The sequence below is a fragment of the Tessaracoccus sp. genome, from assembly GCF_016714275.1.
GTDB lineage: Bacteria > Actinomycetota > Actinomycetes > Propionibacteriales > Propionibacteriaceae > Arachnia.
Map to the genome: position 1 here is coordinate 443,206 of NZ_JADJNP010000001.1, position 17,378 is coordinate 460,583.

Sequence of the window (17,378 nt, forward strand, 5' to 3'; positions counted from 1 at the left end):
AACGGTCGTGACGAATGTCACTTTCATGAGCCTTCGATGAGGTTCAGCAGCACACCCTGGGCGAAGTAGATGACGAACATCGCGGCGACGACGTACATCAGCGGGTGGATCTTGGTGGCCTCGCGACGGATCAGCCGGATGAAGACGTAGGCCAGGAAGCCCGCGCCGATGCCGACGGTGATCGAGTACGTGAACGGCATCAGGATGATCGTCAGGAAGACGGGGATGCCGATCTCGGGGCGCGTCCAGTCGATCTCGTTGATCTGCGAGATCATCAGGAAGCCGACGAACACCAGCACGGGGCTGGCGGCCTCGAACGGCACAAGGTTCACCAGCGGCGCAAGGAAGATAGCGGCCAAGAACGCGGCACCGGTGATCACCGACGCGAAGCCCGTGCGCGCGCCCTCGCCGACGCCCGCCGTCGACTCGACGTAGCTGGTGGTCGACGACACCGAACCGAGGCCACCCGCGACCGCGCCCAGCGAGTCCACGAGCAGGATCTCGGTGGTGCGCGGCGGCATGCCGTCGGCGTCGTTCAGGCCGCCCTCGGAGCCCACGGCGACCATGGTGCCCATGGTGTCGAAGAAGTCGGCGAGCAGCAGCGAGAACACGAGGACGATGAGCGCGAGCGCGTGCGCCACCGAGAACGTCCCGTCCGGGAAGAACGCGCCGACCATGTCGACGCGACCCAGCAGGCCGAGGTCGGGCAGCGAGAAGCTCGAAAGGGCGGGGACATTGAGCGCCCACCCCGTCGGGTTGGAGCCGTCGGGCACCTGGCCGCCCATGTGACCGACGGCCTCGACGACCAGCGCCAGCACGGTGCCGACGATGATCGAGATCAGCATCGCGCCCTTGACCTTCAGTACGTGCAGGGTGATCAGCAGTGTCATGCCGATGAGGAAGACGAGGATCGGCCAGCCCATCATGTGGCCGTTGATGCCGAGCGTGACGGGGGTGCCGCCGCCGGGGCGGACGATGCCCGCGTTGACGAGTCCGACGAAGGCGATGAAGAGGCCGATGCCGACCGAGATCGCGGTGCGCAGCGGCGGCGGGACGGCCTTGAACACGGCGGTGCGGAAGCCGGTCAGCACGAGGATCGTGATGATGATGCCCTCCCATACCACGAGGCCCATGGCCTGCGGCCAGGTCATCTGCGGCGCGAGCGTGTAGGCGACGAGCGCGTTCAGGCCGAGGCCCGAGGCGATCGCCATCGGGAACCGGCCGACGACGCCCATCAGGATGGTCATGATGCCGGCGATCAAGGCTGTCGCGGCGGCGACCATCGCGATCGACGCGCCGACGGCCGCGCCGTCGACCTGGGTCATCGCGGCGTCGGTGAACTTCGCGGCGCCCGAGATCAGGTTGCCGTTCTTGTCGGCGCCGGTTCCGATGATGAGTGGGTTCAGCGCGATGATGTAGGCCATCGCGAAGAACGTGACGAGGCCGCCCCGGATCTCCTGGCCGACGGAACTCCGCCGCTGGGTGATCTCGAAGAAGCGGTCAAGGCCGGTCAGATTTCCCGGCTCGGTGGGCAGCTGAGCTGCCGAGGGGGTATTCGTTGCCACGTAGGAACACCCTAGTGGTGCGGCCTCTCCGGGGCATCATCGGGGCGCTGGTAGACCTCAGCTGAAGAGCGACTCGTCGATGCTGAGGGTGTCGAAGGCGGGAGCGGGCAGTTCCTTCGGGCGCTGTTCGGCGACGATGTCGGAGTGGCCGCCACAGCCGTGATCGAGGGAGACGACCCTGCCGTCGGACGCGGAGTACTGGTTGGTGCAGGCGCCGAAGAGGGTGCCGAGCGAGCCGCGCAGCGCGACGAAGTAGCCGCAGGTCGAGCACGGGCCGGGCGCCTCGCGGGACCCTTCGTCCGACGGGCCGGGCGGGCCCGCGAGCCAGCGCTCGACCGTCTCGTCGCGGCCGTGGTGGCTGAGCACGCGGGCGCGGCCGAGGCCGAGCTCGGCGACCGTGCTGCGCAACTGCACCCATTCGCCCGCATCGCTGTCGGCGGGAAGATCCGTGGCGGCGAACCCGGGCTCGAGCCGCGGGTCGTTGTCCGGCGTGGCCATGAGCATTCCGGGCGCGATGTCGCCGGGACCGATCCGGTCCGCCCACGGCACCCACTCCGGCGCGAGCAGCGCTCCCGCCGTCGGCAGCAGCACCACCTCGTTGACGGTGGGCTCCTTCGCTCGCGAGGCGCGCACCAGCGTGACGGCCCAATGCCAGTCCGCGTAGCCGGTCAGCAGGCACTCGAAGGTGTGGGTGACGACGCGATCGCCCTCCGCAACGACGTCCTGGTGCTCGCCGACGGCGTCCGCGCCTCCGGTCTCGACGGCGGCGGCGCGCGCGAGGTCGACGGCTCCCGCCGTCACGGCGTCGAGCTTGGGCTTGGCCATCTACAGCTCCAGTTCGTCGGCGACGCGGCGCAGCAGCTGCGCGACCTTGCCTGCATGGCGGCTGTCGGGGTGACGGCGGTGCCGGTAGTCGTTGCCGATGTGGTCGAGCATCTTGATCAGGTCCTCGACGATGACCGCCATCTGCTCGGGATTCTTCCGCTGCGCCTTCGACAGCGACGGCGGCTGCTCGAGCACCTGCAGGCTGAGCGCCTGCTCGCCCCTGCGACCCTCGATCACGCCGAACTCGACGCGCTGCCCCGCCTTGAGCGCTGTCACGCCCGCGGGCAGCGCGTTCGCACGCACGTAGACATCGCCGCCGTCGTCCTTGGTGATGAAACCAAAGCCCTTATCGGCGTCGAAGAACCGCACTCGACCGGTAGGCACGTCGTTCCCGCTCCTGACTAGAAAGTTGCTCGGAAATGGCAGTCTATCCCGTCGGAGGTGTCTCCTCACCCCCTCCTACGCCAGGGGGAGGGGATTCGGTGGAGATCAGTCCTGCTGCAGGTAGCGGAAGTACTCGGTGTGGACGAGCTTGGTCGCGGCCGCCTCGTCTACGACGATGATGGCGCGCGGGTGGAACTGCAGGATCGAGGCCGGGCAGACCGCGGCGACGGGGCCTTCGACCATCGCAGCGACGGCGTCGGCCTTGTTCTCACCGGTGGCGACGAGGACGGCGACGCGCGCGTCCATGATGGTGCCCAGGCCCTGCGTCACGCAGTAGCGGGGCACTTCGTCGATGCTCGCGAAGAACCGGGCGTTGTCCTCGCGGGTCTGCGCGGTCAGCGTCTTCACGCGGGTGCGCGACGAGAACGAGGAGAAGGGCTCGTTGAAGCCGATGTGCCCGTTGGAGCCGATACCGAGGATCTGCACGTCGACGCCGCCCGCGAGCTCGATCGCGGCGTCGTAGTCGTCGGCGGCGGCCTGCGGGTCGGCGGCCGCGCCGTCAGGAACGCGCACGCGCTCCGGGTCCATCTTCAGCGGCACGGTGACGGTGCGGTTGATGACGTTCGCGTAGCTCTCCGGGTGCGCGGGGTCGATGCCGACGTACTCGTCGAGGGCGAAGCCGAGGGCGTGCGAGAGGTCGAGATCGCCGGACTCGACCCGCTGGGCGAGCTCCGCGTAGAGCGCCAACGGCGAACTGCCCGTGGCGAAGCCGACGACGGGTGTCACCAGCCCTTCCAGGTGTGCGACGACGCGGTCGGCGGCGACGCGGCCAGCCTCTTCGGCGTTCTTGCAGATCACAACTTCCATGCGGGCTGGTACCTCACTCGGCTTTAGGCAATGCGACTCTCCCAGGCTAGGGCGAACCGGGCCATCGCGCAGAAATTCGCCACCGACAAGAGCAGTGGGGTTGCGCGTTTCACTACGATTGAGCCCATGGCTACTTGGCGCGACGGCGCGGCGTACGCGCCCCGGGAACGGCCCGACGGGTTCGCGACGCCGACCGCCGCGCCCCTCCCCGAGGGCGAGCCCTATCGCGCGGAGACCCCCGGGGCCGTCGAGCCGCCGCGGGATCTGGTCGGGGCGGAGCAGCCGGGGCTGGACACGCTGGGCGAGGCAGCACCATCGACGCGCGATCCTCGGGCAGCCTTCGAGGTGTCGTCTGCGTCTCTGACGGCACCTGTCCGCGCGGACGGGACCCGCGACCCGCGTCAGCCCTTTGCCAGCTACTCGACCGCGACGGCGCCGGAAGCGCCGCCGTCGGGGACCCCTCTGGACTACCCGCCTCCGCAGGTGCCCGGTCCGCCTCCGCAGGACCTCACCCGGTATCCGCCGCCACAGGCGCCCCGGAACTCCCCCGTGCCGCAGCGAGGAGTTATCCCCTACCAGGGGCCGCGCCCTCCGGCCGTCGATCCGGCACAGCGACGCCTTGCGCAGGTCGCGGGCGGGCTCAGCCTCGCGGGCTTCCTCCTGGGGTTCGCCGCGCCGTTCCTGCTGATCGCCGCTGGCGTGCTCGGTCTCCGGACGCGCCCGCTGAGCGGCATGGCCGGCTCGCTCGCGATCTCCAGCGGCGGCGCGCTCCTGCTGTGGCAGTGGCTCAACCAGACGTTGGGCGACAACAACCTGCTCGCAGGCCTCATCTCGTTGGTGTTCGCGTTCATCTTCTTCATCGCGGCGGCGAAGAGAGTCTGACCGTCGACTCCTCGACCTCGCCCAGGTCGAGCGGTGCCCCACCATCCCAGGCAGCGATCCTCGGCAACTCGGCAGGCCACGTGTCCGCCGGCAGCGCGTCGAGCGGGAACCAGCCCTGCTCCACCCGCCTCTCGATCTCCCGCGGCGTCAGCGCCGCCGCGGAGGGAGCGAACCGGTCGGTGCGGAGCAGGAAGAAGGTCTCCTCCTGGATCAGGATCCGGTCGGAATAGCCGTGGGTGACGACGCGGCGCGCGACCGGGCCGAGCAGGTCGTCGGGGTCGACGCGCAGCCCGGTCTCCTCGTAGGCCTCGCGGACGGCGGCATCGCGGGGCGACTCTCCCGGGTCGATGCCCCCGCCGGGCGTCTGCCAGAACCGCGACCCCGGGATGCCAGGGTCGGTGTCGCCCTGCAGCAGCACCTCGTCGCCCGCACGCACGACAATACGGGCGCCGGTCCTGCGTTTCTCGGGCCTACCGCGCGTGGCGGGCATGCGCGACTTCGTCGTCGATCAGGTCGCGCCAGCTTGCGACGAGCTCGGGGTCCACGTACGCCTTGAAGGAGCGGCCCGGGCGGGCTGGGGAGCCGATGTGGAAGGCCCGCACGCCGGCGCGGACCAGCCATGGGACGTGCTCCGGGCTGAGCCCACCCCCCGCCATGATCAGCCGCGCGACGTCGTGGTCGGCGGTCGCGCGACGCACGAGTTCGTCGAGGCCCTGCTCGACGCCCCTGGCCGATCCCGCGGTCAACACGGCCGATACGCGGGGTAGGTTGCGAACGTCGGCCCACGCCTGGTCGAGGTTGAGGCAGTGGTCGATGGCGCGGTGGAACGTCCACGGCACGTCGCCCTCGCCGATGAGTTCGCGCATGACCTCCAGGTCGATGCGGTTGAGGCCGTTCAGGTAGCCGAGGACGACACCGTCGGCGCCCGCGTCGAGGTAGGCGGCGATGAGTCCCTTCAACCGGACCACCTCTCCACCGTCGGTGCCGAAGCCCTCGCGGAGCCGCACCATGGGACGGATCTGGATCGACGTCGCACGCCGCGTCTTCTCGACCACGCGCGGCTCGGGCGAGAGGCCGTCGTGGTCCATCGTGCCCAGCAACTCGACACGGTCGGCACCGCCCGCCTCGGCCCGCTCCGCGTCCGCCGCGTGGAGGGCGATCACCTCAAGCACACTCATGGCCCAATCTTGCCCGACTCATCCTGCCGCGGAGCGCTTACCGGGCGGTGCCTGGCAAGGAATTACCGCGAACTCGCCCCAACGGGCATGATCACAACATGCCCCGCTGGTACCTGGTTCTCACACTTGTCTGGTCTGCCGCGGTGCTTTCGCTGCCGTGGCTCGTCGTCACGGCGCTCGGCGACCGCCTCCCAGACCCCGTCGCCTCGCATTGGGGAGCCGACGGCGTCGCTGACGGGTTCACCCCTTTGGCGACCGCCTGGGTCTGGCCACTGGTCGGCGGAGGGCTCACCGTGCTCTTCCTCGTCGGGCTTGGCCTCGCGACGCGGCAGCTGCGCCCTCTGGCGCCGGTCGCGATCGGCACGGCGACCTTCATCGGCGTCCTCGGCGCGGCGAGCATCGCCGCCCAGGTGGACGGCGAGGCCGCCGAGGCCACCGTCGGTGCAGCGCTGGCATGGGCGTTCGTCGCCGGCATCACCGTGGGAGTGCTCGCGGCGCTCCTGGTCCGCCGCGTCTCCCCGGTCGTCACCACGCAGCGACGCCGCGGCAGCCTGCCGACGACGGTCCCGCGGCTCCGCACCTCCTCCGCGAACAGGCTGGTCTGGACCGGCCACACCCGCACCAGCCGCGGCGTGCGGATCGGCGGGTGGGCGACAACGCTGCCCCTGATCGTGCTGGCTGCGGTATTCGCGGCCAACACGCAGTGGACGATGGCGGGAGTGATGCTGGGCGTCGGCGCCATCGTCGGGCTCTTGATGTGGGCGTTCCTCGGGGCGACGGTTTTCGTGGACGCGGGCGGCGTCCGGGTCCGCTCACTCGGGATCACCTGGGTCACGGTCCCGCTCTCCAGCATCGAACGGGCCGACGCCGTCGTCGTCCACTGGGGAGAGTTCGGCGGCATCGGACTGCGGGCGCAGCTCGGGAGCGAAGGCGCAATCGGATTGATCACGTCGTCGGGCGACGCCGTCCGCGTCGATCGCGCCGGACAAGGCCCCTTCTACGTGACCCTCGACCCGGCCGACCACGTCGCGGCGGTGATCAACACCCTCGTCGCCGCGGCCGACGAGTAGTCGAACGGTTCCTCACCCCTCGGCAAGGAAGGCGAGGATCGCGCGCACGCGGCGATTCTCCTCCCCCGGCGCCAGACCTAGTTTCATGAAGATGTTCGACACGTGCTTCGCTACGGCCGCGCCGGAGAGGAACAGCTCAGCGGCGATCTGGGCGTTGGACAGCCCGCGCGCCATGAGCTCGAGCACCTCGAGTTCGCGTTGGGTTAGTTCGCCCAACCCGCTGCGGCTGCTGCGCATCATCGCGCGGGCCACGTCCGGATCGATTACCACGCCGCCGGAGAGGACGAGCCGGAGCGAGGCGACGAAGTCGGCGACCTCGGCGACGCGGTCCTTCAACAGGTAGCCGGAGCCGCCGGAGCCCGGCCCCGAGGGCAGCGCGAACAGTTCTTGGGCGTACAGCGGGGCGACGTACTGGCTGAGCACCAGCACGCTCAAGCCCGGAAGCTCGGACTTCAGCTCCCGCGCGGCGCGCAGCCCGTCGTTGCTCATCGTCGGCGGCATCCGCACGTCGGTGATGACCGCGTCCGGGGCCTCGCCATCGGCAGCAAGCTGCCGCACCCGCGCGAGCAGGGCGTCGGCCCGCGCCTCCTGCGCCACGACCTCGAACCCCTGCCGGGTCAGCAGGCCGACGAGACCCTCCCGCAGCAGCGCCGAGTCGTCGGCCACGACGAGCCTCTTCACACCGTCACCCCCGTCTCGCCGCGCCGCAGCAGCAGCGGCACCGAGGCCGCCACCTGCGTCGGACCGCCCGGCGGGCTCGAGATCGTCAGCTCGCCGCCGAAGGCCGCGAGCCGCTCGCGCAGTCCCGACAACCCGTGCCCGGAGACGATGCGGGCTCCCCCGGGGCCGGCGTCGACCACCGAGACCCGCAAGTACTGATCCGCCGTCAACAAGACGGTGACGTCGGCCCCGGGCGCATGCTTCGCCGCGTTGGCGATGGCTTCGGTCGCGAAGAAGTATCCGGTGGCGAGCACGCCCTCGGGGAGATCGGGCAGCGGATTGGGGCAGACGATCCGCACGTGCGGCGAGCGGTTCGCGACATCGGCGAGTGCCGCGGCCAACCCGCGCTCGACCAGGATCGTGGGGTGAATGCCCCGGACGGTGGCGCGCAGGGAGTCGAGCCCGAGCGCGAGGGCGGCGCGGGCGTCGGCGAGCAACACCCTCACCTCCGGGTCGCGGCTCACCGACTCGGAACCCATCGCCTCGCCCAGCTTCATCGCCGCCGCCACGAGGTACTGCTGCGTGCCGTCGTGCAGGTCCCGCTCGATCCGCCGCCGCTCCACCTCGTAGGCGTCGACGATGATCCGCCGAGACGCGGTCAGCTCGGCGATCTCCCTGGCCGCCGCGTCCTCGTTCGACTCGCGGCGCCGACGTCGAAACCACACGACCACGAACCTATCGGATGGGGCCTGGAGTATGACCCGCCCCACCCTGGCGGCGTGGAAAGGTAGTGCCAGCACTACCCCAAGACCATCGCGGGCGCTGTGGTCTCACGGCCCCGACCCGAGTGAGATGGAAGCATGAATCAGCAACACCCTCTGCTCACCACCCGCGACATCACGCGATCGTTCGGCCAGGTCCGTGCCCTTGCCGGCGTCTCCCTCGATATCCGCGCCGGCGAGACGGTCGCGATCATGGGCCCCTCCGGGTCCGGGAAGTCGACCCTCCTGCACTGCCTCTCCGGCGTGCTCACCCCCGACGACGGCGAGGTCGCTTTCGACGGCGCGGCCCTCGCCCGGCTAAGCGACAGGGACCGTTCGCATGTACGGCTCAACCAGTTCGGGTTCGTCTTCCAGGACAACCAGCTCATCCCCGAGCTTTCGGCCCGCGAGAACGTCGCCCTCCCGCTCATGCTTACCGGGACGCCCCGTGGCCGCGCGCTGAAGGAGGCCGACGGCGTGCTCGGCCGGATCGGCATCCCCGACCTGCGCACCCGACGCCCCGGTGACATGTCCGGCGGACAGGCTCAGCGCGTCGCCATCGCGCGGGCGCTCGTCGGGCGGCCGAAGGTGGTATTCGCCGACGAGCCCAGCGGCGCCCTCGACCAGGCGACGGGTCACGAGGTGATGCAGTTGCTCACCACCACCGCCGCCATGGAAGGAGCCAGCCTCGTCCTCGTGACGCACGACCCGAACGTCGCGCGCTGGTGCTCCCGCCTGATCGAGATCCGTGACGGGCTCGTCCACGCCGACAGGATCCTCGCCGCCGGGTGGTCTGAGGCACACGCGGACGGCGTCGCGCGATGAGCGGCGCGAGGGGCCTCTCCACGCTGAGCCTGCAACTGACCCGGTCACGCTTCCGCAGCAGGCAGGGTGAATCCCTGCTGTACCTGGCGTCGATCTTCGCCTACGTCGTGTGCTCGGCGCTCGCGCTGACGGTCGCGGGCGGCACCTGGATGTTCTTCAACCGCTGGCAGCACCCCACGGGAGTCCTGGCGGAGATGGTCGAGGCCGACCCCACCTTCGAGAGCGTGCTGCTCTTCTACTTCGTCCTCGCCCTCATCGCCTGCGCGCTGGTGGTGCCGTCGATGGTGTCGCTGGCGGCGTCCGCCGCGGTATTGGGTGCCCGCGGCCGTGAGCGCAGGCTCGCGACGCTGCGCCTGATCGGGCTGTCGTCGGGCGAGGTCACGCGGATGTCGCTGATCGACACGCTCATCCAGGCGGCCCTGGGCAGCGCGGTCGGGTTCATCGTCTACTGGGCGACCCTTCCGCTGTGGCACACCCTCACGCTCATCGCGCTCCCCGTCGAGGCGCACGAGATGTGGCTGCCGTGGTGGCTGCTCGCCGCGGTGCTAGGCAGCACCGTGCTGATCGGCCTCGCCGCGTCCTGGTGGGGGCTGCGCCAGGTCCGGATCTCGCCGCTCGGGGTCGCCCGACGCGCCTCTCGACCCGCGCTGCGGGCCTGGCGGCTCGCGGCCTTCGTCGTCGTCCTCGCCCTGGCCTTCGTGACGCTCACGGTGTTCCCGCCCGGGCGCTCGCTGCTGCCGTTCCTCGTCATGGGGACGGTGATCCTGGTCGTGGTCTGGGGCATCAACCTGGTCGCCCCATGGTTGCTGCAGCAGGCGAGCAGGCTCGTCGCCCAGGCCCCCTCCCCGTCGCTGGTCTGGGCGGCCCGGCGCGTGCAGGCCAACCCTCGCGGTACCTGGCAGCGGGTGTCGGGGCTGATGCTGCTGACCCTGATCGGCGGCTACATCGCGATGATGCCGATCACGCTCAACGCCGACGCCGGCGACCGCGCGGGCTTCTTCGAGGCGACGCTGTGGGACTTCACCAAGGGCTCCGTGATCGCCCTGTCCGTCGGCCTCGTCCTGACGGCGACCTCCATCCTGATCACGCAGGCGTCCGCCGTCCTCGAGCGGGCCGAGCAGTCGCGCGCCCTGGACAGGATGGGGGCGCCCCGCGGCTACATCTCGCGCGTCACCTGGCTCGAGACCCTCGGACCGCTGGTGGTGGCGCTCGCGATGGGCACCCTCGCCGGGGCCGCGCTGGCCCTTCCGATGTCCCAGGCGGCCGAGTCCGTCGGCGCGGAGGCGACCTCGGGCCCGCTGGTCCTCGGCGCGGTGCTCGCCGCGGGCATCGCCCTGACCGTCGGCGCGTTGGCCGCGACCCAGCCGCTGCAGCGCCAGGTCCTCGCCGTCGTCGAGCGCCGCAACGACTAGCGAGAGGAATCGCCTATAGCTCGGCCGAATTGGCAGGATCGTGCCAGTTCGGCCGAGTTAGTGGTCAATCGTCTCGGTTGACCCGCCGCGTAGGGAACCACGCCGACGGCGCTACCCAACGCACCGGCGGCCGCGGCGCGGGGGATGCGCTCCTGCTCTAGGCGGAGGTCGTCGGCGCGGAGGAGGGCCAGCGCCTCCAGCTCGGCGACGGTGAGGTAGCCGATCTCCCCACGATAGGGCCGCGGCTCCGGAACCGCGAACTCACGATGCGCCTCCAGCGTCGAGGCATCCATCAACACGGATCTGGTCTGCGGGAGCGCCGCCCGCACCGAGCCGAGGATCTGGAACCCATAGGTGTCCAGGTCGCCCCAGTACACGACGGCGGCGTCGCGGATCCACCCCACCTCGGCCAGGGACGGCGCTGCGAAGCCCATCCCGTGCACCGCCACGGTCGCTGACAACTCCGGCAGCGTCGATACCGACGTGAGGTTCTCGCAGACCAGGACGTACGCCGGCGTGAGTGCCAGGGCCACCAGTTCGTCCAGACCGACGGTGAACTCCGCGGCGCCGCTCCACGACCCTGGGTCGAGAATCCTCACCCGGAAGCCAACGCCGTGGCGTCGCAGTCCGGTGGCCTCGCCGGTGATCGCCGCGGCGAGCGGCTCGACGACCGCGCGGTGCCGCTCGAACCACTTGGTGTCGACGCCCGCCACCGGCAGCTCGCGCTCCCAGAGGCCCGAGCCGGGATGTGCGACGAGCCAGCCCAGCACCCTTGCCAGCTTCGGCACGTCCTCGATCGTCATCTTCACGAGCGCCCGGGCCGCGCTCTGCACGGCCTCCCCGAACGCGACGTCGGGCCAACCGCGGCGCAGAGTGTCGACCGTCGCCTCCGAGACGCCCCAGCCGTCGGCCTGGCCGGCGATGCGCGCGACGGCCGCCGGGGCGCAGGACACGCGCGCGGGAAGGACCTGATGGCCGAGCGACGGCCAGGAGCGCGTCGCCCACCTCACCTCGACGCCCTCGCTCTCCCCGAACCGGCGCCACGCCGTCGCCCACGCGGCGGCGCGGTCGGGCGCGACGAGCGCCTCCCGCTCGGTGGGCGGATGCAAGGGCCAGCTCAACGGCTCGGCCGGCACGTCCTCGGCCAACGCTCCCAGCCATGCCGGGAAGCGCCGAGCCCACGCCCGTGCGGCATAGGACCGGAAATCGTCGACCGTCCTCACAGCAGCACGCCCTGCTCGGGTTCCTTCCCCACCGACGGGGCCTCGACGTCGTAGTGCAGCTGCTGCAGCATCGACCCTCGCCCCGGCTGGTTAGTGACCATGACGACGCCGCCGACGTAGTCGTCGATGGTTTGGAGCATCTTCATCGGAGTAGCGAGCAGCAGCTGGAAGCCGAAGGTACGAAACACCTCGAGGCCGGCTTGGGTGAAGGTGTGATCGGCCTTGTCGAAGGCCTCGTCGATGACGACAAGCGCGTAGGTCGGCGCAGCCTGCCCCTCGGGCGCGAGCTGGAACCGCAGGGCCGCGGCGAGGCAGAACGTGACCAGCTTCTGCCGCTCGCCGCCGGAACGCCCGCCGGACCCGGTGTAGACGTCGACCTGCACGCCGTCATCGTCGATCACCCGCGCCTGGAACTGGACGTGCTGCCGGGTGTCGAGACACCGGTCGCGCCAGGATCTGTCCGCGGAGTCCGCCGAGCCGAGCCGGTCGAGCAGCGCCTCCATCCGGCCGAAACGCTCCTCCGCCTGGCGGCGATCCTCCGCGCCGCCGACGTCGAGCATCGAGCCCTCGGTGATCTGGTTCAGCGTGCGCAAGAAGGTGTCGACATCGGGCAGCGAACGATGCAGCACCTTGATCTGAAGCCTGCCCTCGCGGCCGAACGGGGTCATCAGCAGCGAGCGGTTCACCTCGTCGACGCGGCTGCGGATCTCGCGGTGCGCGTTGCGGATCTGCTGCGCGAGCGTCGAGATGTTGTTGCGGGCCTGGCGGTCGAGCAGGTCGAAGAAGCGGTCCTCGAACTCCGGGAGCCGGTCGCCCTCCAAGTCGTCGAGCCGGTCCAGGAACTCTGGCAGGAACTCGCGGCTGCTGTCCCAGTCCGCGGCCGCGGCCCTCCAGGTGTCGCGATAGTGCTCCATCCGCTGGGTTGCCTTGCGGTCGGCCTTGCCGATCGCTTCCGAGAGGCCGGTGTCGGCGCCGTGCAGTTGTTCCCGCAGCCGGCCGTCCAGCTCGGTGGCCGTGGCCGCGAGGCTGGCGGCCCTGTCATCGAGGGCCTCCCGGACCGGATCGGGGACCGGCTCCGCGTCGGCGAGTTGGCGCTCGACTGCCCCGATCTCCCTCGCGAGGGTGGTCAACCGGTCCTCCTGCCGCAGCAGAGCGACGCGAAGCTTCTCCAGCGCATCGTCGGCCTTCGCCTTCCTTTCCACGGCCCGCCTGAGCGCAACCTCCAAGGCCCGCAGGTCACGGTGGGTGTCTCTCAGCTGCCCCAGCTGCGTCTCGACGGCAGCGATCCGTGCGTCGTGCGCGGCAAGGTCGACCTGCTCCCACGCGAAGCCTTCCAGCGCCCGCAGCGCCCGCTCGCGGTCCCGGCGCTCGGCATCCTCGGCGTCGAGTGTGCGCAGCCGAGCCTCGATCCCCTCCAGTTCCTCGCGAGAGACCGCGAGGAGGCGCTCGAGCTCCGCCTCCTTCGCCTCGGTGGAGAAACCCAGCACCCAGCGCGACCGGTCGTCGACACGGCGCCGGTCGTCTTTCTCGTGCAGCTGGGTCGAGTGCTTGACCTGGCCGTTGCGGGTGACGGCGCGGTCGTGGGCGGCGAACTCACCGACGTTCGCGACACACGCGTAGCCGTAGCGGCGATGCAGCCGCTCGGCCAGCCAGCCGGTGTAGGGCCCGTCGGCGAGTTCCACCTTGCCAGGCAGCAGCCCTTCGGCGGCAACCGGTGGTGCCGCACGCTCCTCGGGCTCGACGCGCTCGTAGACGAGCCGCGCGCCGAGGTACTCGCCGTCGATGAATTCCGCCGCCGCCAGGTAGTGCCGCGCGGGGACGACGAGGGTACGGCCGAAGCCGCCGAGCACGCGCTCGATGGCGCCCGTCCACCCGGCCTCCTCGGCGCGCACCTGGAGCAGTTCGCCGACGAAGGGCAGGGTGGAGACCGGCACCTGAAGCAGCTGGGCCAGGTTCTCGCGCACGCCGAGCAGCCGCGCATCGAGGTTGGACCGATGCCGACGCACCGCATCCAGCTCGTCGGCGAGCCGACGATGGGCGTCGGCCAGTCGACCCTTGCGCTGCAGCAGCTCGCCTTGGGCCCGCCCGAAGCGGGCCGCGCGGGCCGCCAGCTCTGCCTGGGCCTCGGCAATCCGCTCCCCGAAGCCCGCGACGTCCTCCGGGCTCACGGGGAGCGCCGCACCGATCGCGTCTGCCGCCAGCTGCAGCCTGTCGCGTGCCTTGGCCGCCGCGTCGCGATTCGCGACATGGACGTCGAGCAGCTCCTCCAGGGTCTGGATGTCGCCGCCGCCAGACCCGTCGACAGCCTGCTGGCTTCGTCGCCGCTCCGCCTCCGCGTCCCGCGCCTCACCGCCGGCCGCATCGACCTCCGCCACGAGGCGGTCGCGCAGGGGGCCCGCCAGGTCGGCCTCGGTGCGCAACTCCTCGCGCCGCCGAGTCGTCACCCAGGTGCCGAGGTGGGTCAGCTGCTCGCGCACCTCGCGGCGCTGATCCTCCAACAGGCGAAGCTCGCTGTCCAGCGCACGCAGCGGCGCCAGTGCCTCCACCTGCCGCCGCGCATCGACGACCGACGCGTGTGCCGAGCGCAGCTCGCCGAACTGCGCGATCGTCGTCTCCGCGAGCGCGAAGGTCTCCGGCACGTCGAGCATGAAGTCGCGGAAAAGCGCGTCGAGGTTGGTGAGGTTCTTGGCCGACTGCGTCTTGTGCAGCAGCACCTGCGCCTGTTCCGAGCCGATGCCCAGCAGCTTGCGGAACCGCTCCGAGAAGGCCGAATACCCCTCATGGCGGTAGAGATGCCAACCCGGGTAGGCGTTCTTCATGCGCCGGTACTCCAGGCCGTTGGCCACGAAGTCCTTCACCTCGAGCAGGTCGGGGCGCCCGGGCGCGATGGCGTACAGCGAGCGCAGGTCGTCCCGGTTGGTGGAGCTGCCGCTGATGTGAAACAACCGCAGCAGCGTGATCTCGCGGCGCGCCTCGTCGACGAACGTGAGCGCGATCCCGCTCCACGTCGGCCCCTTGCGCAGGAACGCCGCGCCCACCTCCCCGGTCTCCTCGTCGGCCTCGCGCTTGTGCGCGCCGCGGACGTAGGTGACGAGGCTGCGGTCGTGATCCCGGGTGTCGGTCCCTTGCGCCGCCGCGTTGAACCGCACCTTCGCGGGCGCCACGAGGATCGCGGCCATGGCGTCGAGCACGGACGACTTCCCCGCGCCCGACGGCCCGGTGAGCAGCATGCCCTTCCACGGCACGTCGAACGCCCAGGCACCCTCAAAGGTCCCCCAGTTGATCAGCTGAACGCGCGCGAGTCGGTGCTGATTCACGGAGCGGCCATCCTCTCGAGGTCGGTGGTGACCGCGGCGACCTCGTCTGCCCCGAAGACCAGGCGCAGCACCGGTGAGATCTCCCACCGGTCGTCGGCCTCCGCCTTCAGCAGGATCGAGTTGCCGGTCATCTTGGCGATCGAGCGGGTGATCTTGTCCTCCTGGGACTTCTTGTCCGTCGTGTCGCCCCGCAGGAAGCCGCGCAGCTGATCCTCGATCTCGTCGCGTCCGACGAAAACCCGTGCGGCGGCGCCCTGGTTCGCCAGGAGCAGGCGGCGGAGAAACAGCACGAGCACGGTGTCCAGGAGCGTCAGCGGGTGGCGGCGCACCACCTTCGGCGCGTCGTCGAGCGCGAGGTTGCGGACGAAGGCGACCCCGGCGTCGCGGTCGACGACGAGCTCAAGGTAGAGGTCTGCCAGGCGGGACCGCACCACCTTCTCGTGGCGTTCGAGCGCCGCCCACAAGAGGGCGTGGTCCTGCGCCCGCACGTACGGCCCGTTGATCAGCTTGAGCAGCACCCTGCGAGTCCCCGGGTCGAGTTCCCCGGGGTCGTCGGGCGCCTCGACGGCGGCGTCGTCGACGTCGTCGAACTCGTCGACGGCATCGTCGTCCGCCCGCCGAGGCGCGCTCTGCATGCTCATCCGTGGCTCTCGATTCTCCAGTGCGAGGGAAGCTGCGTGAAAACATATCGGGGCGCACTGACAGTTCTGGCCGCCCCCTGCGAAGACCTCCACGACCATGTCTCCTCCCCCGGGCCGCGGGTGGCGTTCTCCTCGGCGAGCACGAGCAGTCCGACGATGGAGGCCAGCCCCTGCGACGCCGGGTTGCGGTCGAGTACGTCGGCGACGGTCGCCGCGGGCACCTCCGCGAGGGTGTCGGCGATGTGGCGCTGCAGCTCGGGAAAATCGATCTCGGTAAGCCGGACCTGCTGCCGCAGCAGCTCCAGGTCGAGCGGGTCGCTCGGGTGCGCGACGACGTCGTCGACGGTGCGCAGGTCGGCGGGGTTGTGCAGCGTCCAGGACCCGACGGAGGAGATCCTCGTGGAGGTGAGGTCGAGGTCGCGGCCGAGCAGCGCCGTGGGCGGGTGGTCTCTCAGCGCGCCGAGGGCGGCCTGCTCGGCACGGGTCAGCGCGTCGGCGAGCCGCTTGTGCTCGCGGTACTCCTGCGTCGCGACGAATCGGCGCAGGCTGCGGGAGAACTCGGTCAACGTGAGCCGCACCTGGTGACTCTCGCGCTGCAGCACCGTGAGGTACCGCCTGAGGAAGACGGCGTCGCCGCCCGCGAGGTCGACGGCGAAGCCCCGTTCAAGGATCGCGTCGACCGCCGTGTCGAACCGGTCCGCGAGGACCCTGTCGAGCAGGAGTTCGTGGAAAGCGTTGAAGGTGCGTCCCGCGTCGCTGTTCTCGATCAGGTCGACGCCGGCGAAGACCTCGTCGAGCACGCCGCCGCGCGAGCCGTCGTTGTTGATGATCTGCTCCCTGAGCTGGCCGTTCAGCCCCTCGAGGTCGTCGGCGACCTTCGCGAAATCGCCCGGGACCTCGCTCGCGAGGCGCAGGATCTCGGTGAGACGCTCCTGCGCGAGCAGGTCGTCCATGGGTCGGTACTCGCCGGCCTCGATCCGTGCGATCTCCTCGTCGATCCGGTCCCGCTCCGCCCGTAGCCCCTCGACGCGGGCGGTGGCGTCGGGGTCGGACTCCCGGGCGAGCGCATCGAGCAGTCCCGTGACGTTGGCGAGCCTCGATGACGTGACCGACGAACGCGACTCCTCGGCCTCGCCCACGAACCGCACGACGTCGGCGGCCGAGCGCGACAGCTCGACCGTCTCCTCGCGGGCCGCCCCACTGGCCCTGCGCACGAGGTAGCCGTTGGAGATCCAGTCGCCCACGTATTCCTGCGCGCTCCGCGGGAGCGTGAAGCCGGTGTCGCGCAACTCGTCCAGGTCGTCGGCCACGCGCTCGACGAACTCGGCGTACCCGATCACGCGCTCGGCCGAGAACCGCGTGGACAGCACCGCCACGACTACTGGCAGCAGCTCCGCGCGCATCAACCGCAGAGGCCCCTCCGCCGCGCGCCGGGCCTTCAGCGCCGTCGCCGCCACACCAGCCATCGCACCTCCTGGCCTCGACCCGCCCGACGCACGGCCATCGGACCCGCTCAGGCTACCGTCCTCTGCCGCCGGGCTCCCGCTGATTGCCAGCCTTCCAGGGCTCTTTTCGGGACATGTTCAAGCCGTGAACACGTTCCCGGGACGTGTTCAAATTTCTCGGATTTTTGAACATGTCGCCAGACCTGCTGTCGCGCGCGGGCGCTCCGGACGGGCAGACAGATACCAACTTGTGGATCAATCCGTGAGCGAATCTCTCCACAACTCGCATACAGTTACATTGTGGACCTCGAACTGTTCCAAAC

General features: G+C 70.5%; 16 protein-coding genes. 4 read left to right on the plus strand and 12 right to left on the minus strand.

The window, feature by feature from the left end; translation table 11 throughout:
- Nucleotides 1-23: 23 nt before the first annotated feature.
- The 4 genes from IPJ61_RS02110 to nagB all read right to left on the minus strand — a co-directional run bounded on the left by IPJ61_RS02110 (nt 24) and on the right by nagB (nt 3,641).
- Complete coding sequence (locus tag IPJ61_RS02110) at nt 24-1,565, minus strand: NCS2 family permease (protein WP_459251244.1); 1,542 nt, start codon at nt 1,563-1,565, stop codon at nt 24-26.
- A gap of 57 nt (nt 1,566-1,622) precedes the next feature.
- Nucleotides 1,623-2,390 (minus strand): DUF3027 domain-containing protein, encoded by a 768-nt coding sequence (locus IPJ61_RS02115; RefSeq protein ID WP_297102527.1) that lies wholly within the window; start codon nt 2,388-2,390, stop codon nt 1,623-1,625.
- A complete protein-coding gene (locus tag IPJ61_RS02120) occupies nt 2,391-2,774 on the minus strand; it encodes a cold-shock protein (RefSeq protein ID WP_297102529.1) in 384 nt (127 codons plus the stop codon).
- A gap of 105 nt (nt 2,775-2,879) precedes the next feature.
- A complete protein-coding gene (nagB, locus tag IPJ61_RS02125; RefSeq protein ID WP_297102531.1) occupies nt 2,880-3,641 on the minus strand; it encodes a glucosamine-6-phosphate deaminase in 762 nt (253 codons plus the stop codon).
- A 126-nt stretch (nt 3,642-3,767) separates the two neighbouring features.
- Here nagB and IPJ61_RS02130 point away from each other — a divergent pair, with 126 nt between their 5' ends.
- On the plus strand, nt 3,768-4,523 hold the full coding sequence (locus IPJ61_RS02130) for a hypothetical protein (RefSeq protein WP_297102533.1): 756 nt from the start codon (nt 3,768-3,770) through the stop codon (nt 4,521-4,523).
- On the opposite strand, the gene IPJ61_RS02135 is transcribed toward IPJ61_RS02130, so the two are convergent.
- On the minus strand, nt 4,498-5,013 hold the full coding sequence (locus tag IPJ61_RS02135) for an NUDIX hydrolase (protein WP_297102534.1): 516 nt from the start codon (nt 5,011-5,013) through the stop codon (nt 4,498-4,500). The genes IPJ61_RS02130 and IPJ61_RS02135 overlap by 26 nt on opposite strands.
- Nucleotides 4,994-5,701 (minus strand): copper homeostasis protein CutC, encoded by a 708-nt coding sequence (locus IPJ61_RS02140; RefSeq protein ID WP_297102536.1) that lies wholly within the window; start codon nt 5,699-5,701, stop codon nt 4,994-4,996. The genes IPJ61_RS02135 and IPJ61_RS02140 overlap by 20 nt, the downstream gene beginning before the upstream one ends.
- Nucleotides 5,702-5,799: 98 nt before the next feature.
- Here IPJ61_RS02140 and IPJ61_RS02145 point away from each other — a divergent pair, with 98 nt between their 5' ends.
- Nucleotides 5,800-6,771: a DUF1648 domain-containing protein gene (locus IPJ61_RS02145; protein WP_297102538.1), complete on the plus strand. Its 972-nt coding sequence runs from the start codon at nt 5,800-5,802 to the stop codon at nt 6,769-6,771.
- Between the two features lie 12 nt (nt 6,772-6,783).
- On the opposite strand, the gene IPJ61_RS02150 is transcribed toward IPJ61_RS02145, so the two are convergent.
- Complete coding sequence (locus tag IPJ61_RS02150; RefSeq protein ID WP_297102540.1) at nt 6,784-7,452, minus strand: response regulator transcription factor; 669 nt, start codon at nt 7,450-7,452, stop codon at nt 6,784-6,786.
- Entirely contained in the window at nt 7,449-8,156 is a 708-nt protein-coding gene (locus tag IPJ61_RS02155; protein WP_297102542.1) for a sensor histidine kinase, read from the minus strand. The genes IPJ61_RS02150 and IPJ61_RS02155 overlap by 4 nt, the downstream gene beginning before the upstream one ends.
- 135 nt (nt 8,157-8,291) lie before the next feature.
- On the opposite strand from IPJ61_RS02155, the gene IPJ61_RS02160 reads away from it, so the two are divergent.
- Nucleotides 8,292-9,017, plus strand: a complete 726-nt coding sequence (locus IPJ61_RS02160; RefSeq protein WP_297102544.1) for an ABC transporter ATP-binding protein — start codon at nt 8,292-8,294, stop codon at nt 9,015-9,017.
- On the plus strand, nt 9,014-10,429 hold the full coding sequence (locus IPJ61_RS02165; RefSeq protein ID WP_297102546.1) for an FtsX-like permease family protein: 1,416 nt from the start codon (nt 9,014-9,016) through the stop codon (nt 10,427-10,429). Before IPJ61_RS02160 ends, IPJ61_RS02165 begins: the two co-directional genes overlap by 4 nt.
- On the opposite strand, the gene IPJ61_RS02170 is transcribed toward IPJ61_RS02165, so the two are convergent.
- The 4 genes from IPJ61_RS02170 to IPJ61_RS02185 are packed head-to-tail and all read right to left on the minus strand — an operon-like array spanning nt 10,426 to nt 17,076.
- Complete coding sequence (locus IPJ61_RS02170; RefSeq protein ID WP_297102548.1) at nt 10,426-11,652, minus strand: Wadjet anti-phage system protein JetD domain-containing protein; 1,227 nt, start codon at nt 11,650-11,652, stop codon at nt 10,426-10,428. The genes IPJ61_RS02165 and IPJ61_RS02170 overlap by 4 nt on opposite strands.
- Nucleotides 11,649-14,969, minus strand: a complete 3,321-nt coding sequence (locus tag IPJ61_RS02175) for an ATP-binding protein (protein ID WP_297102550.1) — start codon at nt 14,967-14,969, stop codon at nt 11,649-11,651. Before IPJ61_RS02175 ends, IPJ61_RS02170 begins: the two co-directional genes overlap by 4 nt.
- Nucleotides 14,966-15,604 (minus strand): DUF4194 domain-containing protein, encoded by a 639-nt coding sequence (locus tag IPJ61_RS02180; RefSeq protein WP_297102552.1) that lies wholly within the window; start codon nt 15,602-15,604, stop codon nt 14,966-14,968. Before IPJ61_RS02180 ends, IPJ61_RS02175 begins: the two co-directional genes overlap by 4 nt.
- Before the next feature lie 2 nt (nt 15,605-15,606).
- Complete coding sequence (locus IPJ61_RS02185) at nt 15,607-17,076, minus strand: DUF3375 domain-containing protein (protein ID WP_297102554.1); 1,470 nt, start codon at nt 17,074-17,076, stop codon at nt 15,607-15,609.
- Nucleotides 17,077-17,378: the final 302 nt, after the last annotated feature.

Bases quoted from the DNA above. Each gene is read 5' to 3' on its own strand.
- IPJ61_RS02145 (WP_297102538.1), top strand. From the start codon at position 5,800: ATGCCCCGCTGGTACCTGGTTCTCACACTTGTCTGGTCTGCCGCGGTG.
- IPJ61_RS02135 (WP_297102534.1), bottom strand. From the start codon at position 5,013: ATGCCCGCCACGCGCGGTAGGCCCGAGAAACGCAGGACCGGCGCCCGT.
- IPJ61_RS02180 (WP_297102552.1), bottom strand. From the start codon at position 15,604: ATGCAGAGCGCGCCTCGGCGGGCGGACGACGATGCCGTCGACGAGTTC.
- IPJ61_RS02140 (WP_297102536.1), bottom strand. From the start codon at position 5,701: ATGAGTGTGCTTGAGGTGATCGCCCTCCACGCGGCGGACGCGGAGCGG.
- IPJ61_RS02130 (WP_297102533.1), top strand. From the start codon at position 3,768: ATGGCTACTTGGCGCGACGGCGCGGCGTACGCGCCCCGGGAACGGCCC.
- IPJ61_RS02165 (WP_297102546.1), top strand. From the start codon at position 9,014: ATGAGCGGCGCGAGGGGCCTCTCCACGCTGAGCCTGCAACTGACCCGG.
- IPJ61_RS02115 (WP_297102527.1), bottom strand. From the start codon at position 2,390: ATGGCCAAGCCCAAGCTCGACGCCGTGACGGCGGGAGCCGTCGACCTC.
- nagB (WP_297102531.1), bottom strand. From the start codon at position 3,641: ATGGAAGTTGTGATCTGCAAGAACGCCGAAGAGGCTGGCCGCGTCGCC.
- IPJ61_RS02185 (WP_297102554.1), bottom strand. From the start codon at position 17,076: ATGGCTGGTGTGGCGGCGACGGCGCTGAAGGCCCGGCGCGCGGCGGAG.
- IPJ61_RS02160 (WP_297102544.1), top strand. From the start codon at position 8,292: ATGAATCAGCAACACCCTCTGCTCACCACCCGCGACATCACGCGATCG.